The organism is Planosporangium mesophilum (genome assembly GCF_016863255.1).
GTDB lineage: Bacteria > Actinomycetota > Actinomycetes > Mycobacteriales > Micromonosporaceae > Planosporangium > Planosporangium mesophilum.
In genome coordinates, this window is the sequence record NZ_BOON01000061.1 from 14,773 (window position 1) to 40,513 (window position 25,741).

22 protein-coding genes are annotated in these 25,741 nt (G+C 71.3%); 14 read left to right on the forward strand and 8 right to left on the reverse strand.

Annotated elements, in window-relative coordinates:
* Nucleotides 1-110: 110 nt before the first annotated feature.
* The gene (locus tag Pme01_RS27380; RefSeq protein ID WP_168117442.1) at nucleotides 111-1,310 is read right to left on the reverse strand and encodes an MFS transporter; all 1,200 of its coding nucleotides are present in this window, start codon (nucleotides 1,308-1,310) and stop codon (nucleotides 111-113) included.
* Between the two features lie 359 nt (nucleotides 1,311-1,669).
* Here Pme01_RS27380 and Pme01_RS27385 point away from each other — a divergent pair, with 359 nt between their 5' ends.
* The 12 genes from Pme01_RS27385 to Pme01_RS27440 all read left to right on the forward strand — a co-directional run bounded on the left by Pme01_RS27385 (nucleotide 1,670) and on the right by Pme01_RS27440 (nucleotide 11,944).
* Nucleotides 1,670-2,293 carry a TetR/AcrR family transcriptional regulator gene (locus Pme01_RS27385; protein WP_168117441.1) on the forward strand — a complete coding sequence of 208 codons (624 nt, stop codon included), beginning with the start codon at nucleotides 1,670-1,672 and terminating at the stop codon, nucleotides 2,291-2,293.
* A gap of 59 nt (nucleotides 2,294-2,352) precedes the next feature.
* Nucleotides 2,353-3,129, forward strand: coding sequence for an ATP-binding cassette domain-containing protein (locus Pme01_RS27390; RefSeq protein WP_239088500.1), 777 nt, complete (start codon nucleotides 2,353-2,355; stop codon nucleotides 3,127-3,129).
* Nucleotides 3,126-4,154: an ABC transporter permease gene (locus Pme01_RS27395; protein ID WP_168117440.1), complete on the forward strand. Its 1,029-nt coding sequence runs from the start codon at nucleotides 3,126-3,128 to the stop codon at nucleotides 4,152-4,154. Before Pme01_RS27390 ends, Pme01_RS27395 begins: the two co-directional genes overlap by 4 nt.
* 43 nt (nucleotides 4,155-4,197) lie before the next feature.
* Nucleotides 4,198-5,187, forward strand: a complete 990-nt coding sequence (locus Pme01_RS27400; RefSeq protein ID WP_168117439.1) for an ABC transporter substrate-binding protein — start codon at nucleotides 4,198-4,200, stop codon at nucleotides 5,185-5,187.
* A gap of 86 nt (nucleotides 5,188-5,273) precedes the next feature.
* Complete coding sequence (locus Pme01_RS27405) at nucleotides 5,274-6,074, forward strand: methyltransferase domain-containing protein (RefSeq protein WP_168117438.1); 801 nt, start codon at nucleotides 5,274-5,276, stop codon at nucleotides 6,072-6,074.
* Between the two features lie 438 nt (nucleotides 6,075-6,512).
* Nucleotides 6,513-7,808 (forward strand): sensor histidine kinase, encoded by a 1,296-nt coding sequence (locus tag Pme01_RS27410; protein ID WP_168117437.1) that lies wholly within the window; start codon nucleotides 6,513-6,515, stop codon nucleotides 7,806-7,808.
* The gene (locus tag Pme01_RS27415; RefSeq protein ID WP_168117436.1) at nucleotides 7,808-8,272 is read left to right on the forward strand and encodes a roadblock/LC7 domain-containing protein; all 465 of its coding nucleotides are present in this window, start codon (nucleotides 7,808-7,810) and stop codon (nucleotides 8,270-8,272) included. The genes Pme01_RS27410 and Pme01_RS27415 overlap by 1 nt, the downstream gene beginning before the upstream one ends.
* A gap of 41 nt (nucleotides 8,273-8,313) precedes the next feature.
* Entirely contained in the window at nucleotides 8,314-8,658 is a 345-nt protein-coding gene (locus tag Pme01_RS27420; RefSeq protein ID WP_168117435.1) for a DUF742 domain-containing protein, read from the forward strand.
* Nucleotides 8,636-9,238: a GTP-binding protein gene (locus tag Pme01_RS27425; protein ID WP_203935910.1), complete on the forward strand. Its 603-nt coding sequence runs from the start codon at nucleotides 8,636-8,638 to the stop codon at nucleotides 9,236-9,238. Before Pme01_RS27420 ends, Pme01_RS27425 begins: the two co-directional genes overlap by 23 nt.
* Nucleotides 9,239-9,263: 25 nt before the next feature.
* Nucleotides 9,264-10,505: a styrene monooxygenase/indole monooxygenase family protein gene (locus tag Pme01_RS27430; protein WP_168117434.1), complete on the forward strand. Its 1,242-nt coding sequence runs from the start codon at nucleotides 9,264-9,266 to the stop codon at nucleotides 10,503-10,505.
* Between the two features lie 101 nt (nucleotides 10,506-10,606).
* Entirely contained in the window at nucleotides 10,607-11,590 is a 984-nt protein-coding gene (locus Pme01_RS27435) for an SDR family oxidoreductase (protein ID WP_168117433.1), read from the forward strand.
* A gap of 48 nt (nucleotides 11,591-11,638) precedes the next feature.
* Nucleotides 11,639-11,944 carry a hypothetical protein gene (locus tag Pme01_RS27440; protein ID WP_168117432.1) on the forward strand — a complete coding sequence of 102 codons (306 nt, stop codon included), beginning with the start codon at nucleotides 11,639-11,641 and terminating at the stop codon, nucleotides 11,942-11,944.
* Between the two features lie 56 nt (nucleotides 11,945-12,000).
* Here Pme01_RS27440 and Pme01_RS27445 read toward each other — a convergent pair whose 3' ends face one another.
* The 4 genes from Pme01_RS27445 to Pme01_RS27460 all read right to left on the reverse strand — a co-directional run bounded on the left by Pme01_RS27445 (nucleotide 12,001) and on the right by Pme01_RS27460 (nucleotide 17,348).
* Nucleotides 12,001-13,368, reverse strand: coding sequence for a M14 family zinc carboxypeptidase (locus Pme01_RS27445; protein ID WP_168117431.1), 1,368 nt, complete (start codon nucleotides 13,366-13,368; stop codon nucleotides 12,001-12,003).
* A 177-nt stretch (nucleotides 13,369-13,545) separates the two neighbouring features.
* Nucleotides 13,546-13,944 (reverse strand): ChaB family protein, encoded by a 399-nt coding sequence (locus tag Pme01_RS27450; RefSeq protein ID WP_168117430.1) that lies wholly within the window; start codon nucleotides 13,942-13,944, stop codon nucleotides 13,546-13,548.
* A 117-nt stretch (nucleotides 13,945-14,061) separates the two neighbouring features.
* Nucleotides 14,062-16,359, reverse strand: coding sequence for a hypothetical protein (locus Pme01_RS27455; protein ID WP_168117429.1), 2,298 nt, complete (start codon nucleotides 16,357-16,359; stop codon nucleotides 14,062-14,064).
* The gene (locus Pme01_RS27460) at nucleotides 16,356-17,348 is read right to left on the reverse strand and encodes a glycosyltransferase family 2 protein (protein ID WP_168117428.1); all 993 of its coding nucleotides are present in this window, start codon (nucleotides 17,346-17,348) and stop codon (nucleotides 16,356-16,358) included. Before Pme01_RS27460 ends, Pme01_RS27455 begins: the two co-directional genes overlap by 4 nt.
* A gap of 241 nt (nucleotides 17,349-17,589) precedes the next feature.
* On the opposite strand from Pme01_RS27460, the gene Pme01_RS27465 reads away from it, so the two are divergent.
* On the forward strand, nucleotides 17,590-19,413 hold the full coding sequence (locus Pme01_RS27465) for a hypothetical protein (RefSeq protein WP_168117427.1): 1,824 nt from the start codon (nucleotides 17,590-17,592) through the stop codon (nucleotides 19,411-19,413).
* 3 nt (nucleotides 19,414-19,416) lie between these two features.
* Here Pme01_RS27465 and Pme01_RS27470 read toward each other — a convergent pair whose 3' ends face one another.
* Both Pme01_RS27470 and hmpA read right to left on the reverse strand, forming a co-directional pair.
* Nucleotides 19,417-19,560, reverse strand: coding sequence for a hypothetical protein (locus tag Pme01_RS27470; protein ID WP_203935911.1), 144 nt, complete (start codon nucleotides 19,558-19,560; stop codon nucleotides 19,417-19,419).
* A 7-nt stretch (nucleotides 19,561-19,567) separates the two neighbouring features.
* Nucleotides 19,568-20,806, reverse strand: a complete 1,239-nt coding sequence (gene hmpA, locus Pme01_RS27475; protein WP_168117426.1) for an NO-inducible flavohemoprotein — start codon at nucleotides 20,804-20,806, stop codon at nucleotides 19,568-19,570.
* Between the two features lie 81 nt (nucleotides 20,807-20,887).
* Between hmpA and Pme01_RS27480 the strand changes: the two genes are divergently transcribed.
* Nucleotides 20,888-22,207, forward strand: a complete 1,320-nt coding sequence (locus tag Pme01_RS27480) for a cytochrome P450 (RefSeq protein ID WP_168117425.1) — start codon at nucleotides 20,888-20,890, stop codon at nucleotides 22,205-22,207.
* Here the strand turns inward: Pme01_RS27480 and Pme01_RS27485 are convergent.
* A complete protein-coding gene (locus Pme01_RS27485) occupies nucleotides 22,200-25,613 on the reverse strand; it encodes a glycoside hydrolase family 2 TIM barrel-domain containing protein (protein WP_168117424.1) in 3,414 nt (1,137 codons plus the stop codon). The two genes, Pme01_RS27480 and Pme01_RS27485, sit on opposite strands and share 8 nt — an antisense overlap.
* Nucleotides 25,614-25,741 lie beyond the last annotated feature (128 nt).

Here is a 25,741-nt window from a genome sequence, read left to right on the forward strand (position 1 = left end):
CCCCGCCAGGAAACGACTAACTCACGGGGTCGGCCCACGCGCCGGCGGCGCCGATCCCGCCGGTCAGGACCGGATCTTCGGAGTACGCCTCTCACCGCAAGCCGACACCGCTATCGCACTCCCTTGATCCGGGTGACCAGGATGGCGGCGAGGAGGAGGCTGATCGCCGCGATGCTGAACAGCAGCGTATAGCCGCCCATCATCAGAACGGCGGGGGCGATCGCGGGGGCGAGCGACTGCGGCAGCGCGTTGGCGATGTTGATGACGCCGAGGTCCTTGCCGACCGTCTCCGGGTCGGGCAGGACCTGGGTGATCAGGGCCAGGTCCACGGCGAGGAACAGGCCGTTGCCGAGGCCGAAGACGACCTCCGCGACCGCGAGCGCGGCGAACGTGGGCCCGGTCGCGATCAGGAACAGTCCGACCCCGATCAGCACGGCGGCGCCGACGACGAACGGCTTGCGGCGTCCCATCCGGTCCGACAGCCACCCACCCGGGCCGGCGACGGCCACGGTGCACAGCGAGGAGATCATGATCAGCGCGGCGGCCTGACCGGCCACCCTGTCGGGGCTGGTGCCGAGCCGGTCCGGCAGGAAGTAGACCAGGTAGGCCTGTGGGATGGCGGTGCCGAACAGGGCCAGGAAGCGGGTCATCCAGGCCCACCCGAAGTTGGGGTGCGCCTTGGGGTTGACCCAGAAGCTGCCCAGGAACTCGCGGACCGAGAACGGCGCCGGGCGGCGGGTGAGCGGGCGGTCCGGCAGTCGGACGCAGAACAGGCCGACCGCCGCGATGGCGATGGTCGCCGGGACCAGGAACTGGAGCACCGGCCGGGTGACGAAGGCCGAGGCGACGAAGGCGCCGAGCATGAGCGAGCCCTGGATGGTGAGCCCGAACAGGCCGGAGACCCGACCCCGGTGCGCGACGGAGAACTGGTCCGGGATGGTCGCGGTGAGCGCCGCGAGCAGGGCGTTGAAGGCGAGCTGGGAGATGGCCCAACCGACCATGATCGCCGGGATGGACGGCACGGTGGCGATGATCGCCAGGCCGACGAAGCCGCCGAGGGCGCCGCCGATCATCCACGGCCGGCGGCGGCCGAACCGGGACATGGTCCGGTCGGACAGGCGGCCGATCAGCGGGTTGGCGACCGTGGCCAGGAACGCGCCGACGCCGAGGATCAGGCCGAGGCTGCGCTCCTTGTTGGCCGGGTCGATCTGCTGTACGCGCAGCGCCAGGGTGACCACCACCGGGGTGAGCAGCGCGAGCCAGGTGGCGAAGCTGGCCAGGGTGAACCGGCTGATCAGACCGAGAGGCATGCGCGCGGGAGCGGGATCGGCACCCGCGGGAGCGAGTGAAACGCCCGCGTCATGCGCGGGCGTGCGCGGTGCGGGGACAACACTCTCCGCAGCCGTCGTGGACCTTAGTGACACAGCCGACCTCCCTGTCGACCAGCGCCGGGCCCCGGCGGCGCCGGCGCGGTGGGCGCTCGTCGACGGCCGGGCAACGGCCCGAAAAACCGCGCGACGCCAGGCGACCGCGCGAACTACCGAGTAGTAGGTCGGCAACGTTACCTGTCCGTTATCTCATCGACCAGCTAGGCTCCCCTCCGTTGACCTGCCAAGATCCCGTGACCTGCCAAGATCCCGTGACCTGACAAGATCCCGGAGGACGCCCGATGGCCGAGCCCGACCCGCCCCGGGCGGAGCAGCGTCGCACCTGGCGCTCGCCCGACCGGCGCGACGAGATCCTCCGCGCCGCCTTCGCACTGTTCGCCGAGCGCGGCTACCGGGGCACCTCGCTGGCCGCCGTCGCCGACCGTGCCGGGCTGAGCCAGCCGGGGCTGCTGCACCACTTCCCCGGCAAGGAGGCGCTGCTCGCCGGCGTACTCCAGATGTACGAGAAGATCGACGCCGGGCGACTGTTCACCGGCCCCACTGCCACCACGGCCACCGAGACGTCACTGGACCGGCTGGCCGAGGTGATCGAGTACAACGCGTCCCGGCCCGACGCCGTCCGGGCGCTCGCCGTCCTCGCGGCCGAGAGCGTCACCTCCGACCACCCCGCCCGGGCCTTCTTCGTCGAGCGGTACGCCGAATTCCGGAAGGGCGCGGCGCGGGCACTGGAGGCCGAGTTCAAACGACGCGGGCAACTCACTTCCGAACAGGCCGCCGCCCTGACCATCGCCGTCCTGGACGGCCTGCACCTGCAGTGGCTGCTCCAGCCGGACGAGATCGACGTGCCGGACCTGTTCACGGCGTTCCTGTCCCTGCTGCGCCAGCGACCGATTGACAACAACTGATCGACATGGGTAGATGACCAACGGATAACGTCGTCGCTCGGGGACGCGAGGTGGTGTGCGTGCCGGATCCGCCATCGCCCGCGCTGCTGTCCGCCGCCGGCGTCGTCAAGCGCTTCGGCCACGTACAGGCCCTCCGCGGTGCGGCGTTCGACGCCTACGCCGGTGAGGTCGTCGCCCTGATCGGCGACAACGGCGCCGGCAAGAGCACCCTCGTGAAGGTGCTCTCCGGCGCCCTGCGGCCCGACGCCGGCTCGATGACCCTGGGTGGCGAACCGCTCGACCTGCGCGACCCGCTTGACGCCCAACGGCTCGGCATCGAGACCGTGTACCAGGACCTGGCGCTCGCGTACGACCTCGACGCCGCGGCGAACCTGCACCTCGGCCGGGAGACGCTGCGCCGGCCGCCGCTGGGCTGGCTCGGCATGCTCGACAAGGACGCGATGCGCGCCGGCGCGGTCGAGGCGTTCCGGAGCCTGCGGATCACACTGCCGGACGTGACCGTACCGGTCCGGTCGCTCTCCGGTGGGCAGCGGCAGTGCGTGGCGGTGGCCCGCGCGGTGGCCTGGGCGACCAGGGTCGTGTTCATGGACGAGCCCACCGCCGCGCTCGGCGTGGTGCAGCGCCGCCAGGTACTCGACGTCATCCGTCGGGTCCGGGACCGGGGCGTCGCCGTCGTACTGATCAGCCACAACCTGCCCGAGGTGCTGGCCGTCGCCGACCGGGTCGAGGTGCTGCGGCTGGGCCGGCGGGTGGCCCGGTACGCCAGCGCCGACGCCTCCGTGAAGGACCTGGTACGCGCGATGACCGGCGCCGTGACGACCGAGGACCCGCCATGACGCGGCCGTCCGTTGCGGACATCGAGCCGGTCGGGCCGGCCGGGCAGCGCGGCCGGTTGGCGCGGCTGGCGCGTACCAATGTGGTCTGGACGCTCGGTGTCCTGGTCGGCCTGGCGGCGGTCTTCGCCGCCCTGCGGCCGGAGGCGTTCGCCGGCCCGTTCAACATCCGCACCATCTTCATCAACGCGGCCATCCCGGTGGTGCTGGCGGTGGGCATGACCTTCGTCATCATCACCGGGGGCATCGACCTGTCGGTCGGCTCGGTCCTGGTCTTCTCCGGCGTCGTGGCGGCGAAGGTGATGGCCGCGAACGGCGCCGCCGACGCCGACTGGACCGTCATCGCGCTCGGCTCGGTGGCCGGCGTGGCGGCAGGCACCGGCTGGGGCCTGGTCAACGGCCTGCTCGTCACCAAGGGACGGATCCCGCCGCTGATCGCCACGCTCGGGACGCTGGGCATGGCGCTGGGGCTGGCCCAGGTCGCCACGGACGGCTCCGACCTCGGCGCTCCCCGCCGGCTCACCGACGTCGTCGGCAACCACCTGATCGCCCGCCAACTCCCGGTCCTCGCGCTGGTGGCCGCGGCGGTCGCCGTGGTCTTCGGCTGGCTGCTGGCCGCCACCCGGTTCGGGCGGCACACGTACGCCGTCGGCTCCAACCCCGAGGCCGCCCGGCGGGTCGGGATCAGGGTCGACCGGCACCTGATCCGGGTGTACGCGCTGTCCGGCCTGCTGGCCGGTGTGGCGGGAGTGCTCAACCTGGCGAAGTTCTCGAGCACCACCATCGCCAGCCACACCGAGGACAACCTGAGCGCCATCGCGGGCGCCGTCCTCGGTGGTACCAGCCTGTTCGGCGGCTCCGGGACCATCGCCGGGACCGTCGTGGGCGTCCTCATCCCGGTCGTCGTCAACGACGGCCTGATCATCCTCGGCGTGCAGCAGTTCTGGCTGTTCGTCGCGGTCGGTGCGGTCCTCGTCGTCGCCGTCTTCTTCGACCAGTTGCGGCGCCGACTGCGGGACCGGGACTGAGTCGACCGCTCCAGCAGAAGGTCTGAATAGTTAAGGAGGGGCCATGCGGACCAACCGAACCCTGGCCACCCTCGCCGTCGCCGTCCTGGCCGTGGCCGCGTCAACCGTGGCCGGCTGCGGCAACGCCGACGACAGCGGCGGCAGCGGCGGCAGCGGGAAGAAGAAGATCACCCTCATCCAGGGCGTGGCCAACGAGCCGTTCTACACCTCGATGTACTGCGGGGCGAAGGACGAGGCCGCCACGCTGGACGTGGACCTCGAGGTGACCGCCGCCGCGAAGTGGGACGTGGCCCAGCAGACCACGGTGGCGAACGCGGTGACCGCCAAGCGCCCGGACGCGGTGCTCATCGCGCCCGTCGACAAGGAGGCGATGGCCGGCCCGGTCCGACTGCTCGCCGGCAGCGGCAGCAAGGTGATCTTCGTCGACACCGAGCTGTCCGACACCTCCCTCGGACTGTCGCGGGTCGCCTCGGACAACCGGCTGGGCGGCCACCTCGGCGCGAAGTCGCTGGCCCGGCTCGTGGGCGACAAGGGCAAGGTACTGGTACTCGCCCCGGCCCGCGGCATCGCCACCACCGACGACCGGGTGGCGGGCTTCAAGGCCGAACTGGCCGCCCATCCCGGCGTCGCGCTCATCTCCGAGCAGTATCCGGGAGACGACGCCGCGAAGGCCCAGGCGGTGGTCTCGGCGACCTTGGCCGCCCACCCCGACCTCGCCGGGATCTTCGCCGCCAACCTGGTGACCGGCGAGGGCGCCGCCAGCGCGCTCAAGTCGGCCGGCCGGACCGGTGCGGTCAAGCTCGTCGAGTTCGACGCGAGCCCCGCCCAGGTCGAGGCACTGAAGGCGGGCGCCATCCAGGCGCTGATCAGCCAGGAGCCGCTCGACATCGGCCGGCAGGGGGTACGGCAGGCGGTCAACGCGCTGGACGGCAAGCCGGTACAGGCCCGGATCAGCACCCAGCTCGTCGAGGTCACCAAGGACAACCTGAACGACCCGAAGGTCGCGCAGTACCTGTACCGCAGCACGTGCTGATCCTATATAGAGAGATTGCTGTCCCAATAATCGGAACACGGCTGCTACCGTCGAGGCATCGGACCGACTCGACGAGGAGCACCACGATGCACGCCGTCTACACCCATGGACACCACGAGTCCGTGCTGCGCTCGCACCGGTGGCGCACCGCCGAGAACTCGGCCGGGTACCTCCTGCCGCACCTGACGCCCGGAGCGTCTGTGCTCGACGTCGGTTGCGGACCGGGCACCATCACCGCTGACCTGGCCGCCCGCGTCGCGCCCGGCCGGGTCACCGCGGTCGAGGTGACCGCCGACGCCCTCGAACTGGCCCGGGCCGAGGCGACCGCGCGCGGCCGTTCGAACATCGACTTCGTCGTCGCCGATGTGCACGCGTTGGATTTCCCCGACGACACGTTCGACGTCGTGCACGCCCACCAGGTCCTCCAGCACGTCGCCGACCCGGTGCGGGCGCTGGGCGAGATGCGTCGGGTGTGTCGGCCGGGCGGCGTCGTGGCGGCCCGCGACAGCGACTACGCGGCGTTCGCCTGGTACCCGGGCGTGCCGGAGCTGGACGAGTGGATGGACCTGTACCAGCGGGTCACCCGGGCCAACGGCGGCGAGCCGGACGCCGGCCGGCGGATGCTGGCCTGGGCGCACGCCGCCGGGTTCGCCGACGTCACCGCGACGTCGTCGACCTGGTGCTTCGCCACCCCCTCAGACCGCAGCTGGTGGGGCGGGATGTGGGCCGAGCGGATCCTGAAGTCCGACATGGCCCGGCAGGCCCTCGCGTCCGGAGCGGCCACAATGGATGATCTGGACCGCATCTCGGACGGTTGGCGGACCTGGGCCGCCGACGACGACGGCTGGTTCTCGCTGGCGCACGGCGAAATCATCTGCCGGGCCTGACCGTCCCGCGGCGCCCGTCGCCACCGCCGCCACGGAAACCCCGAACGACAGGCCCGCCTGCACGAAGAAGGCCGTCGTGGTCTTGCGCTGTATCGGTGTGGACATGCCGACAGCGTGCCGGTTGTCGCGGAGCGCGCGCCTGAGTACGGATACCTAGGCGCCGCAACGCTTTCGACTCAACTCCGAGCGGGTCTCCCATACCAAAGCGCGCCACGGGAGTCGACAGGTCGCGGCACAGATTCATCCTATGGCAAAGGCCACAGTAGCCCGGCGACCCGGGCAACCGACTGACCTGCGGCGATACCGGCCGCAAGTGGATCATGACGCATTGCCATCGACGGGTCACGGTGGTTGACTTCATGATCGTGTCAGAGCACGTGATCGGGTACAGGTCCGTAACACCATGAAACAAACCGTTATGCACGTCGAGGCCACCCGATGAGCCGGCGACTCACGTGGCGCCAGCGGATGGCCCGCCGGCTGGACCCGACCCTCGAGCCGATGCCTTCGCCCCGCGTGATCGATGCGCCGCCGCCCCGCCCGCACGACGACCGCGCCCAGAACCTGTGGCCCGCGATCTGTGAGCAGTTCGCGCTGCGCGTACTCGCCACGGCGTACCAGATGGGCAGTCACCTGGAGGCGGCCGAGTCCGAGGAGCAGGACGAGGAGCGGCTGGAGAAGCTGTACCGGATCGACCACGCGAACACGCGGATCCGGCGGCAGGCGGAGAACCTCCAGGTCCTGCTGGGCCGCAGGGTCGACGACGCGGGCAGCCAGGTGACGTCGCTGGTGGACGCGGTCCGGGCCGCTACCTCGGCGATCGAGCACTACTCGCGTGTCCACGTCGGACGTACCGTCGACCTGGCCGTGGTGGAGTTCGCCGCCGACGACGTGATCCGGGTCCTGACCGAACTGCTCGACAACGCGACCCGGTTCTCCCCACCGACCTCGAACGTGATCGTGTCGGCGTACCTCACCGAACAGGGCAGCGTGCTGCTGCGGATCGAGGACTCCGGGGTCGGCATCAAGCCCGACCAGCTACCCGCGCTCAACGCGATGCTCGCCGGCTCCGTGCCGCCACCGCTCCACGGGGACCTCGCCGCACACCTGGGCCTGGTCGTCGTGTCGCGACTGGCGCTCGCCAACCGACTGCGGGTCCACCTCACCAACCGGCAGACGGGCGGGACGACCGCGACCGTACTGATCCCCGACGCCCTGCTGTGCGAGGTCGCCCCGGCCGCCGCGCCGGTGCCCGGTCCGGGTCCGGCGCCCGTGCGCGACGTACCCGTTCGCGACGTGCCCGTTCGCGACGTGCCCCGTACGGCGAGGCCCGCCCACCGGATGCCGACCAGCGGCAGCCCGTACCAGGCGCCGCCACCCTCGCATCTCATGCTGGTCAACGGGCAGCCGCCCGAGGACGGCGGCCGCCACGGCAGGCGGGACCTCGTCACCGGCGCTGGCCTGCCCCGCCGCGTACGCGAGAGCCTGCGCGGCGAGTCCGGGCAGCAGCCCGGCGCGGTCCACCCGTTCCCGCCCGCCATCCCCGAGTCCCGCATCTCGCCGGAGTTCCGCACCCCGCCGGCGTCCGAACTGGACCGGGACGCATGGCCCGACGAGACCGCTGACTTCGCCGCCGGCATCAACGATTTCGCCGCCGGCATCAACGGTGCGGCCGCCGGCACCTCCGACGCTCAACTGCCCTCCCCCGACGAGCAAGCCGAAGGACACCCCTGATGATCCCCTACAGCAGCGGTGCGTCCGCCCACCCGGCGCCGGTCCGCGGACCGCAGGACTGCGCGTGGCTCGTCCGGCAGTTCGCCGACGAGGTACCCGGCGTCACCCACGCGCTGATCGTCTCCCTGGACGGCCTGCAGCTCGCCGCGTCCCGGATGGTCCCCCGCGATCTGGGCGACCAGCTCGCCGCGCTCACAGCCGGGCTGCTCAGCATGGCCGACCGCAGCTCGGCCCTCCTCGATCTGGGCTCCTCCGAGTACATGACGATCCGGCTGCCGCGCGGGCACCTGCTGTTCATGCGGGTCGGCGAATCGGCGGGCCTGGCCGTCGCCGCCGCGGTCGGCTGCGACCTGCGGGTCGTCGCGTACCACATGAACCAGTTCGTCGGTGCCGTCGGGCACGTCCTCACCCCCGCGGTGCGTCACGAGCTGCACCGGATCACCGCCAGCCAGCAGCACCGCTGAGCAGGCCGAATCCGCAGACCGAAGCCAAGGAGCGAACCACCGTGGCCACCACGCACTGGAAGGTGCGGCCCTACGTCCTGACCGGCGGACGCACCCGCACCCGACAACCCCTGCTCATCCACACGCTGGTGTCCGCGCCGTCCTACGACGCGGTCTTCGCGGCGAGCCTGCTGCCCGAGACGCGATCTCTGTACGAGAACGCCCGCGAGGTCAAGTCCGTCGCCGAGCTGTCGGCCTGCTCCGGAATGCCACTCGGCGTGACCCGGGTCGTCGTCGACGACCTCGTCGCCACCGACCGGCTCGTCGTCCACGTCGACCCGTACAGTTCCCCGTTCGACTTCCGCCTCCTGGAGAGACTCCGCGATGGCCTCCGCCAGCTCGCCTGACACCATGCTGACCTCCGCGAAGATCGTCATCGCCGGTGGCTTCGGGGTCGGCAAGACCACCTGTGTCGGCTCCATCTCCGAGATCCCGCCGATCAACACCGAGGCGTGGATGACCGCGGCCAGCGAACCGGTGGACCGGCTGGATCCGGGCATCGACAAGACCACGACGACCGTGGCGATGGACTTCGGCCGGCTGACGATCGGCCAGGACCTGGTGCTGTACCTGTTCGGTACGCCAGGCCAGGCGCGGTTCTGGCCGATGTGGGACGACCTGTGCCGGGGCGCGGTCGGCGCGCTCGTACTCTGCGACACCCGGCACCTGGACGCGTCGTTCGCGGCGATGAACTACTTCGAGCAGGACAGCGACGTGCCCTTCGTGGTCTGCGTCAACCTGTTCGACGGCGTGCTGACACACGACCTCGAGGAGATCCGCGAGGCGCTGGCCCTCTCCCCCGACATACCATTGATAACTTGCGATGCCCGGGACCCGTCGTCGGTCGCCCGGGCGCTGATGGCGGTCGTCGAACACACCATGCGGCGTACCGCAGGATCGGCCACGGGCGCCCTCACCGCCCGTTAGCAAGAACCACCCCCCAGGAGATGGAATGCGCAGAATTCTGATCGTCGGCGCCGGGCAGTCCGGGCTCCAACTCGGGCTGAGCCTGCTCGCCGAGGGGTACGACGTCACCATCATGTCCGCCCGTACCCCCGACGAGATCCGCCGTGGCTGGGTGATGAGCACCCAGGCCATGTTCGACGTGGCACTGCAGAGCGAGCGCAAGTACGGCCTGAACCTCTGGGAGGACGAGACCCCGCGGATCGAGGGGCTGCACGTGTCGCTGTCCGCCCCGCCCGGCGAGCGCGCCCTGCGCATCCCCTGCCCGCTCGACGCGTACGCGCAGAGCACCGACCAGCGCGTCAAGATGGCCGCCTGGCTGGAACTGTTCGAGCAGCGCGGCGGCACCGTCCACTACCAGGGCGTCACCACGGCCGACCTGGACGGGCTGACCACCATGGGGCGCTACGACCTCACCATCGTGGCCGCCGGCAAGGGCGACCTGGTCAGCGCGTTCGACCGCGACCCGGACCGCTCGCCGTACACCGCACCGCAGCGCGGCCTGGCGGTGGCGTACGTGCACGGCATGACGCCGGATCCGACCTGGCCGGTGCACCAGGTCAGCTTCAACGCGGTACCCGGGCTCGGCGAGCTGTTCGTCATGCCCAGCTACACCCTGTCCGGGCCGTGCGAGATCCTGTTCTGGGAGACCGTCCCGGACGGCCCGCTGGACCAGTTCAAGGAGCGCCTGGACCCGGCCGAGCATCTGAAGCGCACCCTCGACCTGATGCGCCGGTACACCCCGTGGATCTACGAGCGGGCCCTCGACGTGGAGCTGACCGACGGGCGGGCCACCCTGTCCGGCCGGTACACGCCGACCGTGCGCCGCCCCGTGGCCGACCTTCCCGGCGGCGGCCTCGCCCTGGGCATGGCCGACGTCGTGGTCGCCAACGACCCCATCACCGGCCAGGGCAGCAACACCGCCGCGAAGTGCGCGTACTCGTACCTCCAGTCCATCCTGGCCCACGGCGACCAGCCGTTCGACCGGTCCTGGATGGAGCAGACCTTCGAGCTGTTCTGGGAGGGCACCGGCCGGGCGGTGGTCGACTGGACCAACGCGATGCTCCAGCCGCTGCCCGAGCACGTACAGCAGATCCTGGGCGCCGCCGCCGGCAACCCGACCATCGCACGCCGGTTCGCCAACGGCTTCTCCGACCCGAACGACTACCAGCACTGGTTCATGGCGCCCGACAAGGCCGCCGCCTACCTCGCGTCGGTCTCCGCGAGCTGACGCGTCGCTCTCCCCGTGATCACCGAGGCTCTGGGGTGCCATCGCGCCATAAACTCTCGGTGATCACGGGAGAGTGTGGGGTCCCGGGGTAGGCGCCCACCATGCGAGTCAGGGACGCGGTCGTGGTCGTCACCGGCGCCTCCAGCGGCATCGGCCGGGCCACCGCGCTGGCCTTCGCCGACGCCGGCGCGGACGTCGTACTCACCGCCCGGGCACCGCAGCCGCTCGCCGAGGCCGAGCGCGAGTGCGCCGACCGGGGCGCCCGGACGCTGTCGGTAGCCGGTGACATCAGCGACGAGGCCGTCGTCGCCGAGGTACGCGACCGCACCCTCGACCGGTTCGGCCGCATCGACGTCTGGGTCAACGCCGCCGTGCTCGGCATCTTCAGCCCGTTCCTGCGGCTGCCCATGGCCGACGCCCGGCGTGTCATCGACGTCAACATCATGGGGTACGTCTACGGCAGCCGGGCCGCGCTGGAGCAGATGCGCGCGCAGGAGTCCGGCATACTGATCAACATCTCGTCGGTCACCGCGTTCGCCCCGACGCCGTACAACCACCCGTATGTGATGTCCAAGGCGGCGATCCGCGCCCTCGACGTCAGCCTGCGCCAGGAGCTGCGGCTCGACCGCGCCCGCGGGGTCCGCGTCTGCACCGTCCTGCCCGCCTCGATCGACACCCCGTTCTACGACCACGCGGCCAACTACACCGAGCGGAAGGTGCGACCGATGCCCCCCGTGTACCCGCCGGAGCGGGTGGCGCGCGCCGTCGTGAACCTGGTACGGGTACCGCGCCGCGAGGTGATCGTCGGCCCGGCCGGCTGGCTCCTGCGGGTGCTGTCCAAGCTCGCCCCGGGCCTGGTCGAACGGCTCCTCGCGTACTACGTCGACCGTACCCACCTGTCCCGCGAGCCGACGCCGATCCACGACGGCAACCTCTTCCAGCCGTGGCCGGACACCGAGAACCTCGACGGCGGCTGGGGCGGCCGGCGCCGTACCACGGTGCGCCGCGCCGCGACCGCCGGCGCGCTCGTCGCAGCGGGCGCGCTGGTACGCCGGCAGATGGTTAGCCGGGCCCGGCCCGGGTAGGTTGCCCGTTTGCGATGACGGGGTCTTGCCGATGACGGGGTGTTTGCGTTGACACAGGACAAGGAGAGCAGGCGGCACGGGATACCCGAGGACGCCGATGTCACGCCGGCCACCACGGCCGACACGAGGGTGGAGCCGAAGCCCAACACCGCCCTGCAGGAGGCGATCGCCACGTCGGACATCGTCACCGAGGACGCGGCCGGTATGGCCGGCGGCGCGTCGGGCAGCAGCAGCGGCGGCTCGGGGTTCGAAGGCCACCCGGACTCGCCGGACCCGGACCAGGCGCCGACGCCGAAGCAGATGGGCTCCCCGCACCCCGGGCCGGAGCCCGACGAGGCGCCCGAGCCGATGTGAGCCTTCCGCCCGGCCGGCTTCGTGGTGTGTCCACGCTGCCGGCCGGGCGTCGGCGGTCACGGCTGGTAGGGCGCCTTCGCCTTGCCTGCCACGTACATCAGCGCCGGCAGGTTCTTGTTCCAGTCGGTCGTGGTGCATGAGTACGCCGGGGTGAAGCTGCCGCAGCTGGCGAGCTCGGTGGTGAAGCTGGCGATGCCGAGCTCACCGTACGACCAGTCGTCGCTGGTACCCGAGGCGTTGTAGAGGATCTCGCCCGGCTGCCCGTACTGGTATCCGTTGTACTGGCTCATCTGGGCCGCGATCCGGCGCAGGGCCGCGTCGTTGGCCGAGTCGCGGGTGCTCCAGCCCCACGGGAACAGGTTCATGCCGGCGTACGAGTGGAGGCTGATCATCGCGCCCCGCGTGGTGGCCGGCGCCGCGTCGCTGTCGTTCGGGCCGCGCTGGTCGGCGTACAACCGGCGGAAGAGGTTGTTGATCGCCTTCGTCTCCGGCTCGCTGTCGGCGCTGGTACCGGGGTAGGTCTGCGCGCAGCGGCTGGAGCTGACGCCGGAGGTACCCCAGTGGTTGGCGGTGTTGCGGTTCAGGTCGACGCCGACCTGGTTGGAGCTGGTCGGCGGGTTGGCGCAGCCGGCCGCCCCGTTGAGGTTCTTGCGTTGCAGGTACGGCCGGTTGCCGCCCTGCTGCACCAGGTCGACCCCGTCGGGGTTGACGATCGGCACGACCCAGACCTCGGTGCTGTCGAGCAGCGCCGTCACCTGGGCGTTGGAGCCGTAGCCGTTCACCAGGTGGTCGATGAACCGCCAGGCGATGTCCCCGGTGACGATCTCACGGGCGTGGATCTGGGTCATCAGCAGGAACCTGGGCTTCGGCGCGCTTGGGGTCAGCGAGCAGTCGCCGCTCAGCTTGCGGGTCAGGCAGATCGCCTTCAGGTCGTAGCCGGTCGCCGGGTTGCGGGTCTTGAGGTACGAGTCGCCGTAGTCGACGACCGTGGCCAGGTCCGGGCGGTTGGCGGCGACCTGGTCGAGGTGCGCATGCTGGGCGCGGACGGTGTGGTACCCGCCGTAGTACGTCTCGTCGACGGGGGCGACGACCGGAGCGGCGGCGTCCGGTACCAGCCGGGTGGACGGCGCCTTCCACGTGGTGGGCTGAAGCTTCTCACTCACCGCCGGCCGGAAGCCCGCGCCGCGCAGCCGGGCGGCGGTCGCCTCGTCGCCGAGCACGAACAGGTCGGTTCCGCTGCGGTTCTCGAGCACGTCGAAGCCGTGGTCGAGCAGGCGTTGCGCCGCCGCCTCGGAGGTCGCCGGGACCCGGTAGACGAACAGTTGGGTGGAGTCCGCGACGGCGCTGGGCATCTGCGGCCCGATCACGAGGGCGACGGCCGCGCCCGCCGCCACCAGGGTTGCCAGGACATGTCGTCGACGCATGGGTGCACCTCCGGTACGGGAGTCCGCGCACCGCTCCGGGGGGTATCGACATGACCGACCCTTATGGGATCGATGACGGCGAATGGAACGGTGCACTGAGGACAGCACGTACCAGCGCAGGTGTAAATGCTCGACTCAGAATGCTCGGGTACGGACAAGGGGGCCCGAACGTCGGTACTAGGACCGCGCCTTCCGGGTGGCGCTGCGGTTGGCCTTCTTGATCGCCTGTACCAGCTCGCCCTTGTCCATGGTGGAGCGACCGCGGATGTCGAGCTTGCGCGCGACCTCCATCAGGTGGGTCTTGGTGGCGTTCGCGTTGACCCCCTCCGCCGTCTCACCGGCGGGGGACGGGCCCTTCTTGGCCGCCTGCGAGTCGCTGGGCCCCTTGGAGCCCTTGGCCTCCCAGTGGTCGCCCACCTTCTCGAAGGAGTGCTTGAGCGACGCGAACGCCGTACGGTGCGCGCGCTCGCCCTCGCCGTACTCCTCGACGGCCGAGTCGTGGGTCTTCGCCCAGGTGTCCTGGGCCTTCTTGGGTGAGCGCTTGAGGGTGCTCGGCATTTCCTTACGGGCGGGCATCGGACACCTCCAGTTCGAGAAGATCAATATTGTTGGTACCCGGTGTCGTCACAGGTAAACAGCTGCATTCAGGAATGAGCGCGGCGATCGGGGGGAAGAGGCGGATCACGGAAGAGGTCAGCGCAGTTCGAAGACCGCGACCCGGCCGTTGTCGTAGCGCGGCGTCGCGAGCGTGCCGAGCAGCGGCGAGACCGTACCCACCCGGCGGTCGGCGACCAGCCAGCGTACGTGGTGCTCGTCCCGCAGCCGGCCGAGCACCTCGGGGGTCGGGGCGGTGAACGCCGCGTCGTTGAGCGCGAGCAGCGGCTGGTCCCAGAACGGCACGACCAGGGTCGGCGACGCGGCCATCCGCGGCGCGAACCGCCAGCCCTCGACCAGTACCTCACGCTCCGCGTAGGCGCTCAGCCAGAACGAGCGGCTGTCGCAGGTGTCGCCGGCCCCCTCCAGGCAGTGCACGTTGGTCGCCAGGGTGTCCCCGGTACCGCTGTGGCCGCGTACCCAGCGGGCGGCGTCGACGCGCGAGCGGGGCAGCTCGGGCAGGGGCAGGACCTGGGCGTCGCCGTTGACCGCCCGGCCGGTGGCGTACGCGTCCACCACCAGGCCGGGGGCGCCCGCGACGAAGACCATGGTGAGGGCGACCAGGACGCCCTTGCCACGCAGCGGGCGTACCCAGTGCCGCAGCACCAGCCAGCCGACCGTGGCGACCAGCCCGGCTGCGGCGAGGGCCAGCGACCACGTCGCGATCGGTACCAGCGGGCTGTAGAAGCGCCCGGTCGGCGTCGGCCCGGCGTACCGCAACTGGGCGGCGACCAGCGCCACGGCCACCGCGGCCGCGGTGGCACCGAGGATCGCGCGGCCCCGCGCGGACAGCCCGGCCCGCTCGGCGAGCAGCACGTACCCCCAGGCGGACAGGATGACGCCGAACGTGAAGCCGGCCCGCGTGAAGTACTGGGCGTTGATGCTGCCGAGGGTCAGGTACAACGCCGGCCCCGCGAGCGCCCCACCCAGCAGCAGCCACTGCACCGGGGCGAGCCGGCGGCGCGCCAGCACCACCGCGACGCCGGCGACCCGAGCCTGCATGTTGATCAGGAAAGCCGCGAAGACCCCGCCCTCGACCAGCAGCTGCTTCCAGGCCGGGCGGGGCTCGCCCATCGGGTACCAGAACCACTTGATGTTGCCCAGCGGCGCCAGCGACAGCCCGTACGTCTGGAAGTTGAACAGCACCGCCATGGCGAACAGCTGCGCGACCCCGGCCAGCGCCCCGGCGGCGACGACGCCCCAGGGGATGCGCCGCCGTGTCACCAGCAGGACCGCCCCGGCGAACGCCAGGGCCGCCACCGTGACCGGCAACGAGCTGGCCTTGGCGCCGCTGGAGGCGACCAGCAGCAGCGCGGCCATCACGTACGCGCCGCGCCCGAGCGCCGGCACCGGGTTTCCGTCTGCCCGGCCGACGATCTCCCCGAGCACCCCGATCAGGGCGATGAGCAGCACCCAGCTGTAGATCATCGACATGCCGTGCCAGACGACCAGGGTCACCTGGGTACCGAACGGCTGGCTCATCGAGGTGGTGAAGTTGACCTCGCCCACCACCCAGAAGAGCACCGCGGTGATCACGCCGACGTACGGCCGGCCACTCACCCGCCAGCCGACGACCGCGGAGAGCACGATCGCGGCCACGCTCAGCGCGGGTACCGCCAGCCGTAGCGCCACCACAGGCAGGTCGATGTGGCCGACGAGGCTGGTCATCGCCATATGGACATAGCCGAACCAGTGGTAGTACAGCGGCTCGCCGGCCACCTGGGGCAGGCCGAGCGGCAGGTGGTGCTTTGCCTCACCGGCCAGCGAGAGCTGGTACGGCAGGTCGACGTACTGCCGGGTCGTCTCCGAGGTCGGCAGGATCGGGTTGCGCAGCAGGAAGACCTGGGACAGGTACCAGGTGAAGAAGGCGACCACGCCGGCGACCGACCACGACCAGCCCAGCGGGGTGGGCGCGTAGCCGCGTACCCGCCAGTGCTGGCGCAGCCGGGGCACGGCGAGGAACGGCACGACGACCGCCAGCGGCCACAGCCAGGCCGCGGCGCGCAGGTCGAGCGCGGAGAAGACGGCCCAGGCCGCCAACTCCAGGGTGAGGCCGAGGGCGGTGCCCATCGCCACGTCCTCGACGAACGTGTGCGGGGTCCGGCGCAGCGCGCGGTAGAGCAGGGTGCCGGGCAGGGCCACCGTCAGCACCGCGTAGCCCGCGTACCGGGCCAGGTCGACCACGCCGGTGTCGGCGTACAGCAGAATCGCCACCGTGACGGCCAGCCCGGCGGCGAACGGCGCCCACCGCGCCGGCAGCGACGGCGATCGGCCGCTCAGCCGGGCCGGGGGGACACCGGGCCGCTCGGCGAGCTCCGGCGTCGCCGGCGCGCTCATCGCCCGGTACCGCCGGGTCCGGACAGCACCGGCTCCGCCTGCGTCGGCTCCTCCTCGGCCGAGTCGTAGCCGATGAAGTAGCTCGGGCGCCCCTGCACGGCGGTGTAGATCCGGCCGACGTACTCGCCGAGCAGACCGAGGCAGAGCAGTTGGACCGCACCGAGGAACAGGACGGCCACGTACAGTGACGCCCAGCCCGAGACGGTCGAACTCGTCAGGTAGGCGAAAAAGCCGATCACCGCCAGGGCCGTGCACAGGACCACGCCACCGATGCCCAGCAGGGTCGCGATGCGCAGCGGCGCGGCGGAGAAGCTGGTGACGCTGTCGGCGGCGAGCAGCAGCATCTTGTGCAGCGGGTACTTGGTCCGCCCGGCCGCCCGCTCCTCTCGCGCGTACACCACCTCGCCGCTGGGGAAGCCGACCCACGGCACCAGCAGCCGCAGCACGCCGGTCCGCTCGGGCAACTGCCGAAGAACGTCGATCGTCGCCTGGCTGAGCAGTCGGAAGTCCCCCGCGTTCGACGGGACGCCGTTGCCGACCAGGCGGCGCATCATCCGGTAGTAGCCGGAGGCGGTCCACCGCTTGAAGCGGGTGTCCGTGGTCCGGTCGTTGCGCACGCCGTAGACGATGTCGAGCTGCTTCTCCCGGGCCAGGGACAGCATCTCCGGGATCTTCTCCGGCGGGTCCTGCAGGTCGGCGTCGATGCTGACCACGTACGCCCCGCGGGCGCGGAACAGGCCGGCGGTCAGGGCCGCCTGGTGCCCGCTGTTTCGCCGCAGCCGCACCACGCGCAGCTGGGGCCAGGAGCGCCGCAGCCCGACCAGGGTGGGAAAGGTCGTGTCGGAGCTGCCGTCATCGACCGCGACCACCTCGTATGGCTCGTTCAGGCCGTCGAGCACCGGCCGCAGCCGGCCCGCGAGCAGGCCGATGACGGCCTCCTCGTTGTACATGGGGATGACGACCGACAGCGTCAGATCGGTCTTGTCCATCGCCACCGTTCTCTCCGATCGACGGCCCACCTGCAACCCTGACTACGGTCGGCCATGCTACGGGCTCCCCCGGCGCCGACAGCGTCAGGGCGGAGCAACCGGACACCCGCGTGTCACGCGGCGATGACGCTCGCTGTCGCGCGTCGGGTGCGGCCGCCGGCCGGGCCCCATTAGGATGTGGCGGTCCTCCGGGGCCGCGGACGCCGGATAGCAACAAAACGGACAGAGGTGCTCGACCCCAGTGAAACTGTCGATAGTCAAACTGGCAGCCGTGGCCGCCGCCCCGACGGACCTCGCAACCGGGCCCACCGTCGACGCCCGGGCCGCCGCCTCTCCGCGCTGGCTGCGCTGGCCGCAGGGCCGCCGGGCCGACCTGCTCGCGTACGCGGCCTTCGTCGCGGCGGCGCTGTACGTCATGGCGCACCTGTGGGTCGACCCGCTGCACCGGGTGATGGGCTTCAACCCGAACGACCAGGCGTTCGCCGAGTGGATGTACGCCGACCAGGCGTACGCCCTCACCCACCTGCGCAACCCGTTCTTCAGCCACGGCCAGAACGCGCCGCTGGGCATCAACCTGATGGGCAACGCCGCCACCCAGCTGGTGAGCTGGGTCCTGGCGCCGATCACCCTGCTCTTCGGGCCGGCGCTGACGTTCGCCGTCGCCATCACCCTCAACCTCGCCGGTACCGCCGCCGCGTGGTACCACGTGCTCTCCCGGCACCTGGTGCGCCACCGGGCGGCCGCGTTCATCGGCGCGGCGTTCTGCGGCTTCTCCCCGGGGATGATCTCCGAGAGCAACGCGCACGTCCACATCCCCGCCCAGTACCTCGTGCCCTTCATCGTCTGGGCGGGCGTCCGGCTGCGCGAGCCGGGGCGCTCGGTGCGCACCGGCCTCGTCCTCGGCGCGCTGGTGACGGCGCAGGTGTTCATCGGCCTCGAGGTCCTCTTCCTCGCCGCGATCGGCTGCGGCCTGATGGTCGTCGCGTACGCCGTGATGCGCCCGCGCGAGGCCCGCGCCGCGCTGAAGCCGTTCCTGACCGGGGTGGGCGTCGCGGTCGGCGTGGTACTGGTCGTCTGCGCGTACCCGCTGTGGATGCTGTTCCTCGGTCCCCGGCACTACCACGGCATCATCAAGGTCTACAGCGCCGACCTGACCACGTACTTCTCGTTCCCGACCTCGTCCATCGGCGGCCTGACCGCCGGCAAGGCGTACGTGCCCAACCAGGCCGAGGAGACGGCGTTCTTCGGCTGGCCGCTGGCGCTCGGCGCGCTGGGCCTCGCCGTCCTGCTGTGGCGGTCGATGGCCGCCCGGCTCGCCGCCCTCGTCGGGGCGGTCTGCGCGGCGCTCTCGCTGGGCGACCGGATCATGTGGAAGGACCATTACACCGGTATCCCCGGCCCGTACCGGCTGCTGATCCACCTGCCGGTCTTCGACAGCCTGATCACGTTGCGGCTCGCGCTCGTCACCGCGGTCACCATCGGCCTGCTGCTGGCGTTCGCCACCCAGTGGGTCGTCGACCGGGCCCCGGCGGCCCGCGAGGCGGGCGTACCGCTGCGGGCGGTCGCCGCGGTCGCCGCGATCGCGATCCTGCTGCCGCTGGCCCCCCGGCCGCTGCCGGCCGTCAGCCGGCCGTTCGTGCCCCGGTTCATCACCTCCGGCGAGTGGCGCGGGTACGTGCGGGAGGGCCGCACCCTGGTACCGGTGGACGACGCCGACCGCACCGAGCTGCGCTGGGGCGTCGCCGGCGGGGGCGCCTTCGCGGTGCCCCGGGGCTTCACGCTGGTACCCAAGGATCCGCCCCGCGACATGACCGGCGTCTTCAACGTGCCGCTGCTGCCGACCGAGGGCCACCTGTGGAGCATCTCGACGGGCCGCCCCACCGAGATCGGCCCGGCCGAGCGGCAGCGCGCCGCCGAGGACATGCGGTACCTGCGGGCCGACGCCGTGGTGCTGAACGCGACGCTGCCGGCCGCGGCCGACATGGCTACGAAGATCACGTCGTTGCTCGGCGTCCAGGCCGAGCGGGTGTCCGACGTCTACGTGTGGCGGGTCCGGGACCTGTAGATCTCAGCGGCGCTGCGGGTTCGCGCCCTCGATGAAGTACCGCTGGGCGGCCAGGAACAGCAGGATCAGCGGTACGGTCGCGATCACGCTCGCGGCCATCACCAGCTCCCACTGGGCCTCGCCGCCGGCGCCGAACCGGTCGAGCACCCGCCGCTCAGGCGTACAGCGCCTCGGCCGGGCCGAAGAACTCGAGGTGGATGCGCTCGTCCGGCACGTCGAGGGCGCGCAGGCCGATGGCGAGCATCCGCATGAAGCCGCGCGGTCCGCAGAAGTAGAAGTCGGCGTCGGCGACCGGGAGGGCGCCCTTGAGCCACTCCATCGCGATCCGCCCCGGCGCGTCGAAGTCGCGGCCGATCACGTCCTCGGGCAGGGGATGCTCGTAGAACACGACCGCGTGGACCGCGCTGCTCACGGCGGCGAGGTCCCGGATGTGCCGCTTCATGGCGTGCTGGCGACCGTCCGGCGCGGCGTGCACGTACCAGATCTCGCGCGCCGGGCCGCGGTCGACGAGATACTCCAGCATGGACACCGTCGGGGTCAGCCCGACGCCGCCGCTGAGCAGGGCCACCGGCCGGTCCGACGCCTCGTCGAGGACGAACTCACCGGTCGGCGGGCTCACCCCCACCACGGTGCCCGGACCGGCCTCCTCGTGCAGGTAGTTGGAGGCGAGGCCGGGCGGCGCGTACGGCGCCTCCGGAGGTGGCCCCTCCCGCTTGACCGAGATGCGGTAGTAGTCGCGCCCCGGCGCACTGGAGATGCTGTAGTTGCGCAGGACGTCGCCCTGGCCGGGAACGCCCAGCCGGACGGTCAGGTACTGGCCCGGCCGGAACTCCATCAGCGGGCCGGCGTCGGACGGGCGCAGGTAGAAGGACCTGATGGTCTCGCTCTCGCCGACCGTGCTGGCGACGGTGAAGTCGCGCCAGCCCACCCAGCCGCCCGGGGTGAGGGCGCGCTCGTCGTAGAGCTCCAGCTCCCGGCTCATCAGCGTGTACGCGAGGTAGTCGTACGCCTGGGTCCACGCCGTGATGACGTCGGAGGTGGCGGCGTCCTCCAGGACCTCGATCAGCGCCCCGATCAGCGCCCGGCCGACGTACGGGTAGTGCTCGGGCCGGACGTGCAGACCGACGTGCTTCTGCGCGATCCGCTCGATCAGCGGTACGCAGTCGGAGAGCCGGTCGATGTTGTCCGCGTACGCGTGGATCGCCCCTGCCAACGCCCGTGGCTGGCTGCCGGACTGCCCGTGGTGGGACTGGTTGAACAGGTTCTTGATCTCCTCGTTCCGGAAGAGGATCTCGTACATCCGCCGCGAGATCTCCAGCCCGCGCTCGCGCAGGATGGGCGCTGTCGACTTGACAGTGCGGATCGTGCAAGGACTGAGCGCCGTACCCGCCACCCGGCGCCGCTACCCCGCCTACCGGGCGGTATGCGCGGATCCCATCGTTAAACCACCTACGCAGGGGGTAGCGCCGACCGCGTGACGACGCAGAGGCAGGGCGAGCGCCCACCCAAGGTCAGGCGCAACACCATCCCGACGCGGCGCTTCCTCGACCGCACCCTCCTGTTCTTCGCCGAGGGGTACACGTTCACCACCCGCCGGTACCGTCGCTGGCGCGCCCGCGCCTTCGACACCCGGGTACTCGGCCGGCGGACCGTCTTCATGTCCGGCCGCGACGCGACCAGCCTGTTCTACGACGGGTCGAGGATCGTGCAGTCCAGGCTGGTGCCCTGGCCGATCCGCACGACGCTGTTCGGTGAGGGCGCCGTGCACTTCCTCGAGGGCGAGGCCCACCGCCACCGCAAGGCGATGTTCCTGTCGCTGGTGACCCCGGACGCGGTCGCGGCCCTGGCCGCCGCCACCGCGCGACGCTGGGACGCCGCGATCGACCGTTGGACGCCGACCAGCCGGATCGTGCTGTTCGACGAGGCCGTACAGATCCTCGGCTCCGCGGCGTTCGCCTGGGCCGGCATCCCGCTGGAGCGGGTCGACTCCGGGCGACGGGCCCGTGACCTGGCGACGATCGTCGACGGGTTCGGCAGCATCGGGCTGCGGCACCTGCGGGCCCGGCTGGCCCGTACCCGCAGCGACCGCTGGGCCCGGCGGTTGATCGCCGATTGCCGCGCCGGTCGGCTGCACCCGCCGGCGGGCAGCGCGCTCGACGTCATCGCCCGCCACCGCGACCCCGACGGCCGGCCGCTCGACGAGCGGGTCGCCGCGACCGAACTGCTCAACGTGGTACGGCCGACGGTGGCGGTCGCCTACTTCGTCACCTTCGCCGCGCTGGCGATGCACACGTACCCCGAGTGGCACCGGCGCCTCGCCTACGCCGACGAGGCGTTCGTGGAGGCCTTCGGGTACGAGTTGCGCCGGTTCTACCCGTTCGCGCCGGTGCTCGGCGCGCGGGTACGGCAGGAGTTCGTCTGGCTGGGCCGCCGGTTCCCCCGGGGCCGCCAGGTCATGCTGGACGTGTTCGGCACCGACCGGGACCCCGAGGCGTGGACCGACCCGGACCGCTTCGACCCGTACCGGTTCGTCGGGCGTAAGCCGGACAAGCTCGCCTGGATCCCGCACGGGGACGGCGACCCGGCCACCAGCCACCGCTGCGCTGGCGAGGGGGTGACGACCGAACTGCTGAAGACGGCCGTACGCAAGCTGTGCCAACTGCGCTACGACGTACCGCCGCAGGACCTGGACGCCCCGTTGAACCGGATGCCGACCCGCCCGCGCAGCGGCTTCGTCATGGCGAACGTGCAGCGCGTCCCCGTACGGGCGATGGCCGGCTCGCAGGTCAGGTGAGGCCGACCGCGTCCCCGATCACCTCGAGGGACGCGATCCGCAGGTGCCCCTTCGCGGTGTCCGGGAACGCGCTGGTCATGGTGAGCCTGACCCGCGTGGTCGTCACCGGCTCGAACGTCAGCGCGTCCGGAGTGACGGTCAGCCCACGGACCGGGACCTCGCGGGTGCCGTCCCAGTAGGTCACCTCGATCCGGGCCGGCGGCGCGCAGGTGGCGCTGGTGACGAAGGACGTCCTGATCGTGCCGAAGCGCTGCGGGTTCGCCCAGCTCACCGATACCCAGTCGCGGTGCCGTGCGGTGTTGAACCTCGGCAGCAGTGCGGTGGGCGCCTTGTCGAAGGCGCTCGACCAGCCGGTGGCCGGGTCGCCGTCGAGCATCGCGGCCGGCAGCGTGGTGGGTGCGCCGGAGTAGCTCGCGTCCGCCACCGGCCGGGTCGGGGAACCGGCCGACGCCAGGTTGGTGGCGGGCGCGAACTGCTCGACGCCATCGCTGTGGGCGACCCGCAGCGCCGCGGGCAGGGCCGGCGCGGTCCCGACCGGTACCGCGGTGGACCAGGTCTCCACGCTCGCCGGCCGGTACACGCTGATGACGGCCCGCGCCCGCAGGTCGGTGCCGGGTACTTCACCGTCTACTGTGTAGTCCCCTGGGTCGCGCCGGACCTGGAACCGCCCCCAGTCGACCGACACGGCCCGTTGCGAGCCGTCCGCCGAGACCGCTTGCACGGTACGGGGTAGCCGGGGCTGTTCGCCGAGCGGCACCCGCAGCCGGACCGGGTCGAGACCGATCACCTGGTGGCCGGTGCGGTCGGTGCAGTGGACCGTCTCCACCGCGGGCAGCAGCCCGTCGGCGGTGGCGGTGACGGTGATCTCGCCCGGCCGGGTGCCCTCCACGATGGCGAGCGCCTTGCCGTTGAACGCGTGCCGCTGCGGCGACTGGTAGTTCTCGGCGCTCTCCTGCCGGCCGTTGTCGGCCCCGGCGAACCGGCCGCCGGTCACGGTGAAGCTGACGAGGTCGTCGGCGGACGGTACGACCACGCCGTGCGCGTCCACGACCTCCACCGTGAGAAACACCAGCGACCTGCGCCCGGCGGCGATCACCTTCCGGTCCGGGGTCAGGCGCAGCGCGTACGCCGGGCCGGCGGTGACCAGCTCGTCGCGGGCCACCTCGGCCCCGCCCCGGCGGGCCACCGCGACCAGCTTTCCTGGTGCGAACGGTACCCGCCAGGTCAGGTGCAGCTTTCCGGCGCTGCCGGTGGGGCTGGTGTAGCTTCCCGGGTACGGGCCGACGGTGACGGTCTTGTCGTCGTGGGTGGCCTCCGTGGTCTCCAGATAGGACCGCCCGTCGACCGTCGTCTTCCGGTCGAAGGTACGCACGCCCTGCGACACCCCGTTGAGGAACAGCTCGATGGTGTCCACATTGGAGTAGGCCCAGACCTCGACGACCGCGCCGGGCTCGTGGTCGGTCCAGTTCATCGGTACCAGGTGCACCATCGGCTTCGTGGTCCACTGGCTGCGGAACAGGTGGTACATGTCCTTGGGGAAGCCGGCTGTGTCGACGGCGCCGAAAAAGGACGCCTTGACCGGGAAGACGTCGTACGGGGTCGGCTCCCCGATGTAGTCGATGCCCGACCACAGGAACTCTCCGGTGAAGTACCTGCGGTCCCGGTCCTTCTTCAGCCCGTACTCGCCGCTCATCGTCCACGAGGCGAGGTTGTTGTCGTACGACGAGGTCCCCCGCCGGCCCGGGGTGTGGTTCTCCCCGGTGTTGAGGTGCTGCGGCTCCTGGTACACCCCGCGCGTGGACGTCTCCGACGAGGACTCCGACTCGAACAGGAACAGGTTCGGGTACGCCGCGTGCAGCGCGTCGACCGAGCCGGCGGTGTTGTAGTTGAGGCCGAGGCCGTCGAGCTTGGCGAGCATCAGGTCGGCGGCCGAGCCGCGCGCGGGCAGGCCGCGGTACTTGTCGGAGCCGATGACGACCGGCCGGGTCGGGTCGGCGGCCTTGACCGCGTCGATCAGCCGCTGCGCCATCGCCAGCCCGGCGGTCGAGGTGGAGTCGGGGATCTCGTTGCCGATCGACCACATGATGACCGCCGGCGAGTTCCGCGCGGCGTTGACCATCTCGGTGATGTCGGCCTCGCAGTTGGCGTCGAAGAAGCGGCCGTAGTCGTAGGTGTTCTTGCCGTGCTGCCAGCAGTCGAACGCCTCGACCATCATGACGATGCCCATCCGCTCACAGACGCCGATGAGCTCGGGCGCGGGCGGGTTGTGGGAGGTACGCAGGGCGTTCACGCCCATGCTCCGCATGATGGTCATCTGACGGGTCAGAGCGTCCACATTGATCGCCGCGCCCAGCGCCCCCTGGTCGTGGTGCAGGTCGACGCCCTGCAGCTTCAGGTACCTGCCGTTGAGGAACAGGCCCTCGTTCGGATCGATGCGGAAGTACCGGATCCCGAACGTCGTCCGGTACGTGTCGAGGGTCTTGTTGTTTGAGATCAGGTCGGTCCGCAGCGTGTAGAGGTACGGCTTCTCGGTCGACCACAGGGTGGGGCGGCGCACGGTGATGTCGACCGTGTCGGTGTGCCCTTCGGGACCGACGCCGGCCGCCGAGGACTCGGCCCGGCCGACGGTGCGGCCCGCGGCGTCTTCAATGGTCGACACGACGCGCAGGTCCGCTTTGCTGCCCTCGTTGACCATGCTCGTCTGAACGCGCACGTTCGCGTACCCCGACGTGATCGTCTTCTCCAGGTCGGGCGTGGTCACGAACGTGCCCCAGCGCCGCACGTGGACCGGGTCGGTCACGACCAGGCGCGCCCGCCGGTAGATCCCGCTGCCGGAGTACCACCGGCTGCTCGGCTGCCGGTTCTGCACCTTCACCGCGAGCACGTTCGGCGTGCCGTCGGTCTTGACCCAGGGCGTGGCGTCGAAGGCGAAGCCGGTGTAGCCGTACGGGTGGTTGCCGACGAGGTGGCCGTTCACGTAGACGTACGAGTCCATGTAGACGCCGTCGAACTCGACGCTGACCCGCTTGCCCGTGTACGCCTTCGGCAGCGTGAACGTCCTGCGGTACCAGCCGAGGCCGCCGTGGAAGAACCCGGTACCGCTGGCGGTGTCCGGCGCGACCTCCGGATCGTGCTCGATGCTCCAGTCGTGCGGTACGGCGACGGTGCGCCAGTGTGAGTCGTCGAACCCGGGGTCGTGGGCGTTCGCGTACTGCCCGGTCGGGTCGGTGATCCCGAACGGGTTGACCAGGGCGAACTTCCATCCGTCTGCGAGGTCGACGCTGCGCGCGCCGTCGCCGGTTCCATGATCGGCCGTGGCCGCTCTCGCAGGCGCGCCGCCAAGAGCGAGCGGAACGATCGGGGCGGCGCCCCCGGCCACCAGCAGCGAACGTCGCTTGAGTCCCACGGCCAACCGCCTCCCTCGCGCCGCTTGGTGGCGCGCCGCCGCGCACGTTCATCGAAGCGCATCGACACTATTCATCGGATCAATGCGTGGTCAAGCGCCGTTCCCCCGTACGGAATCGGAAGCCGCGT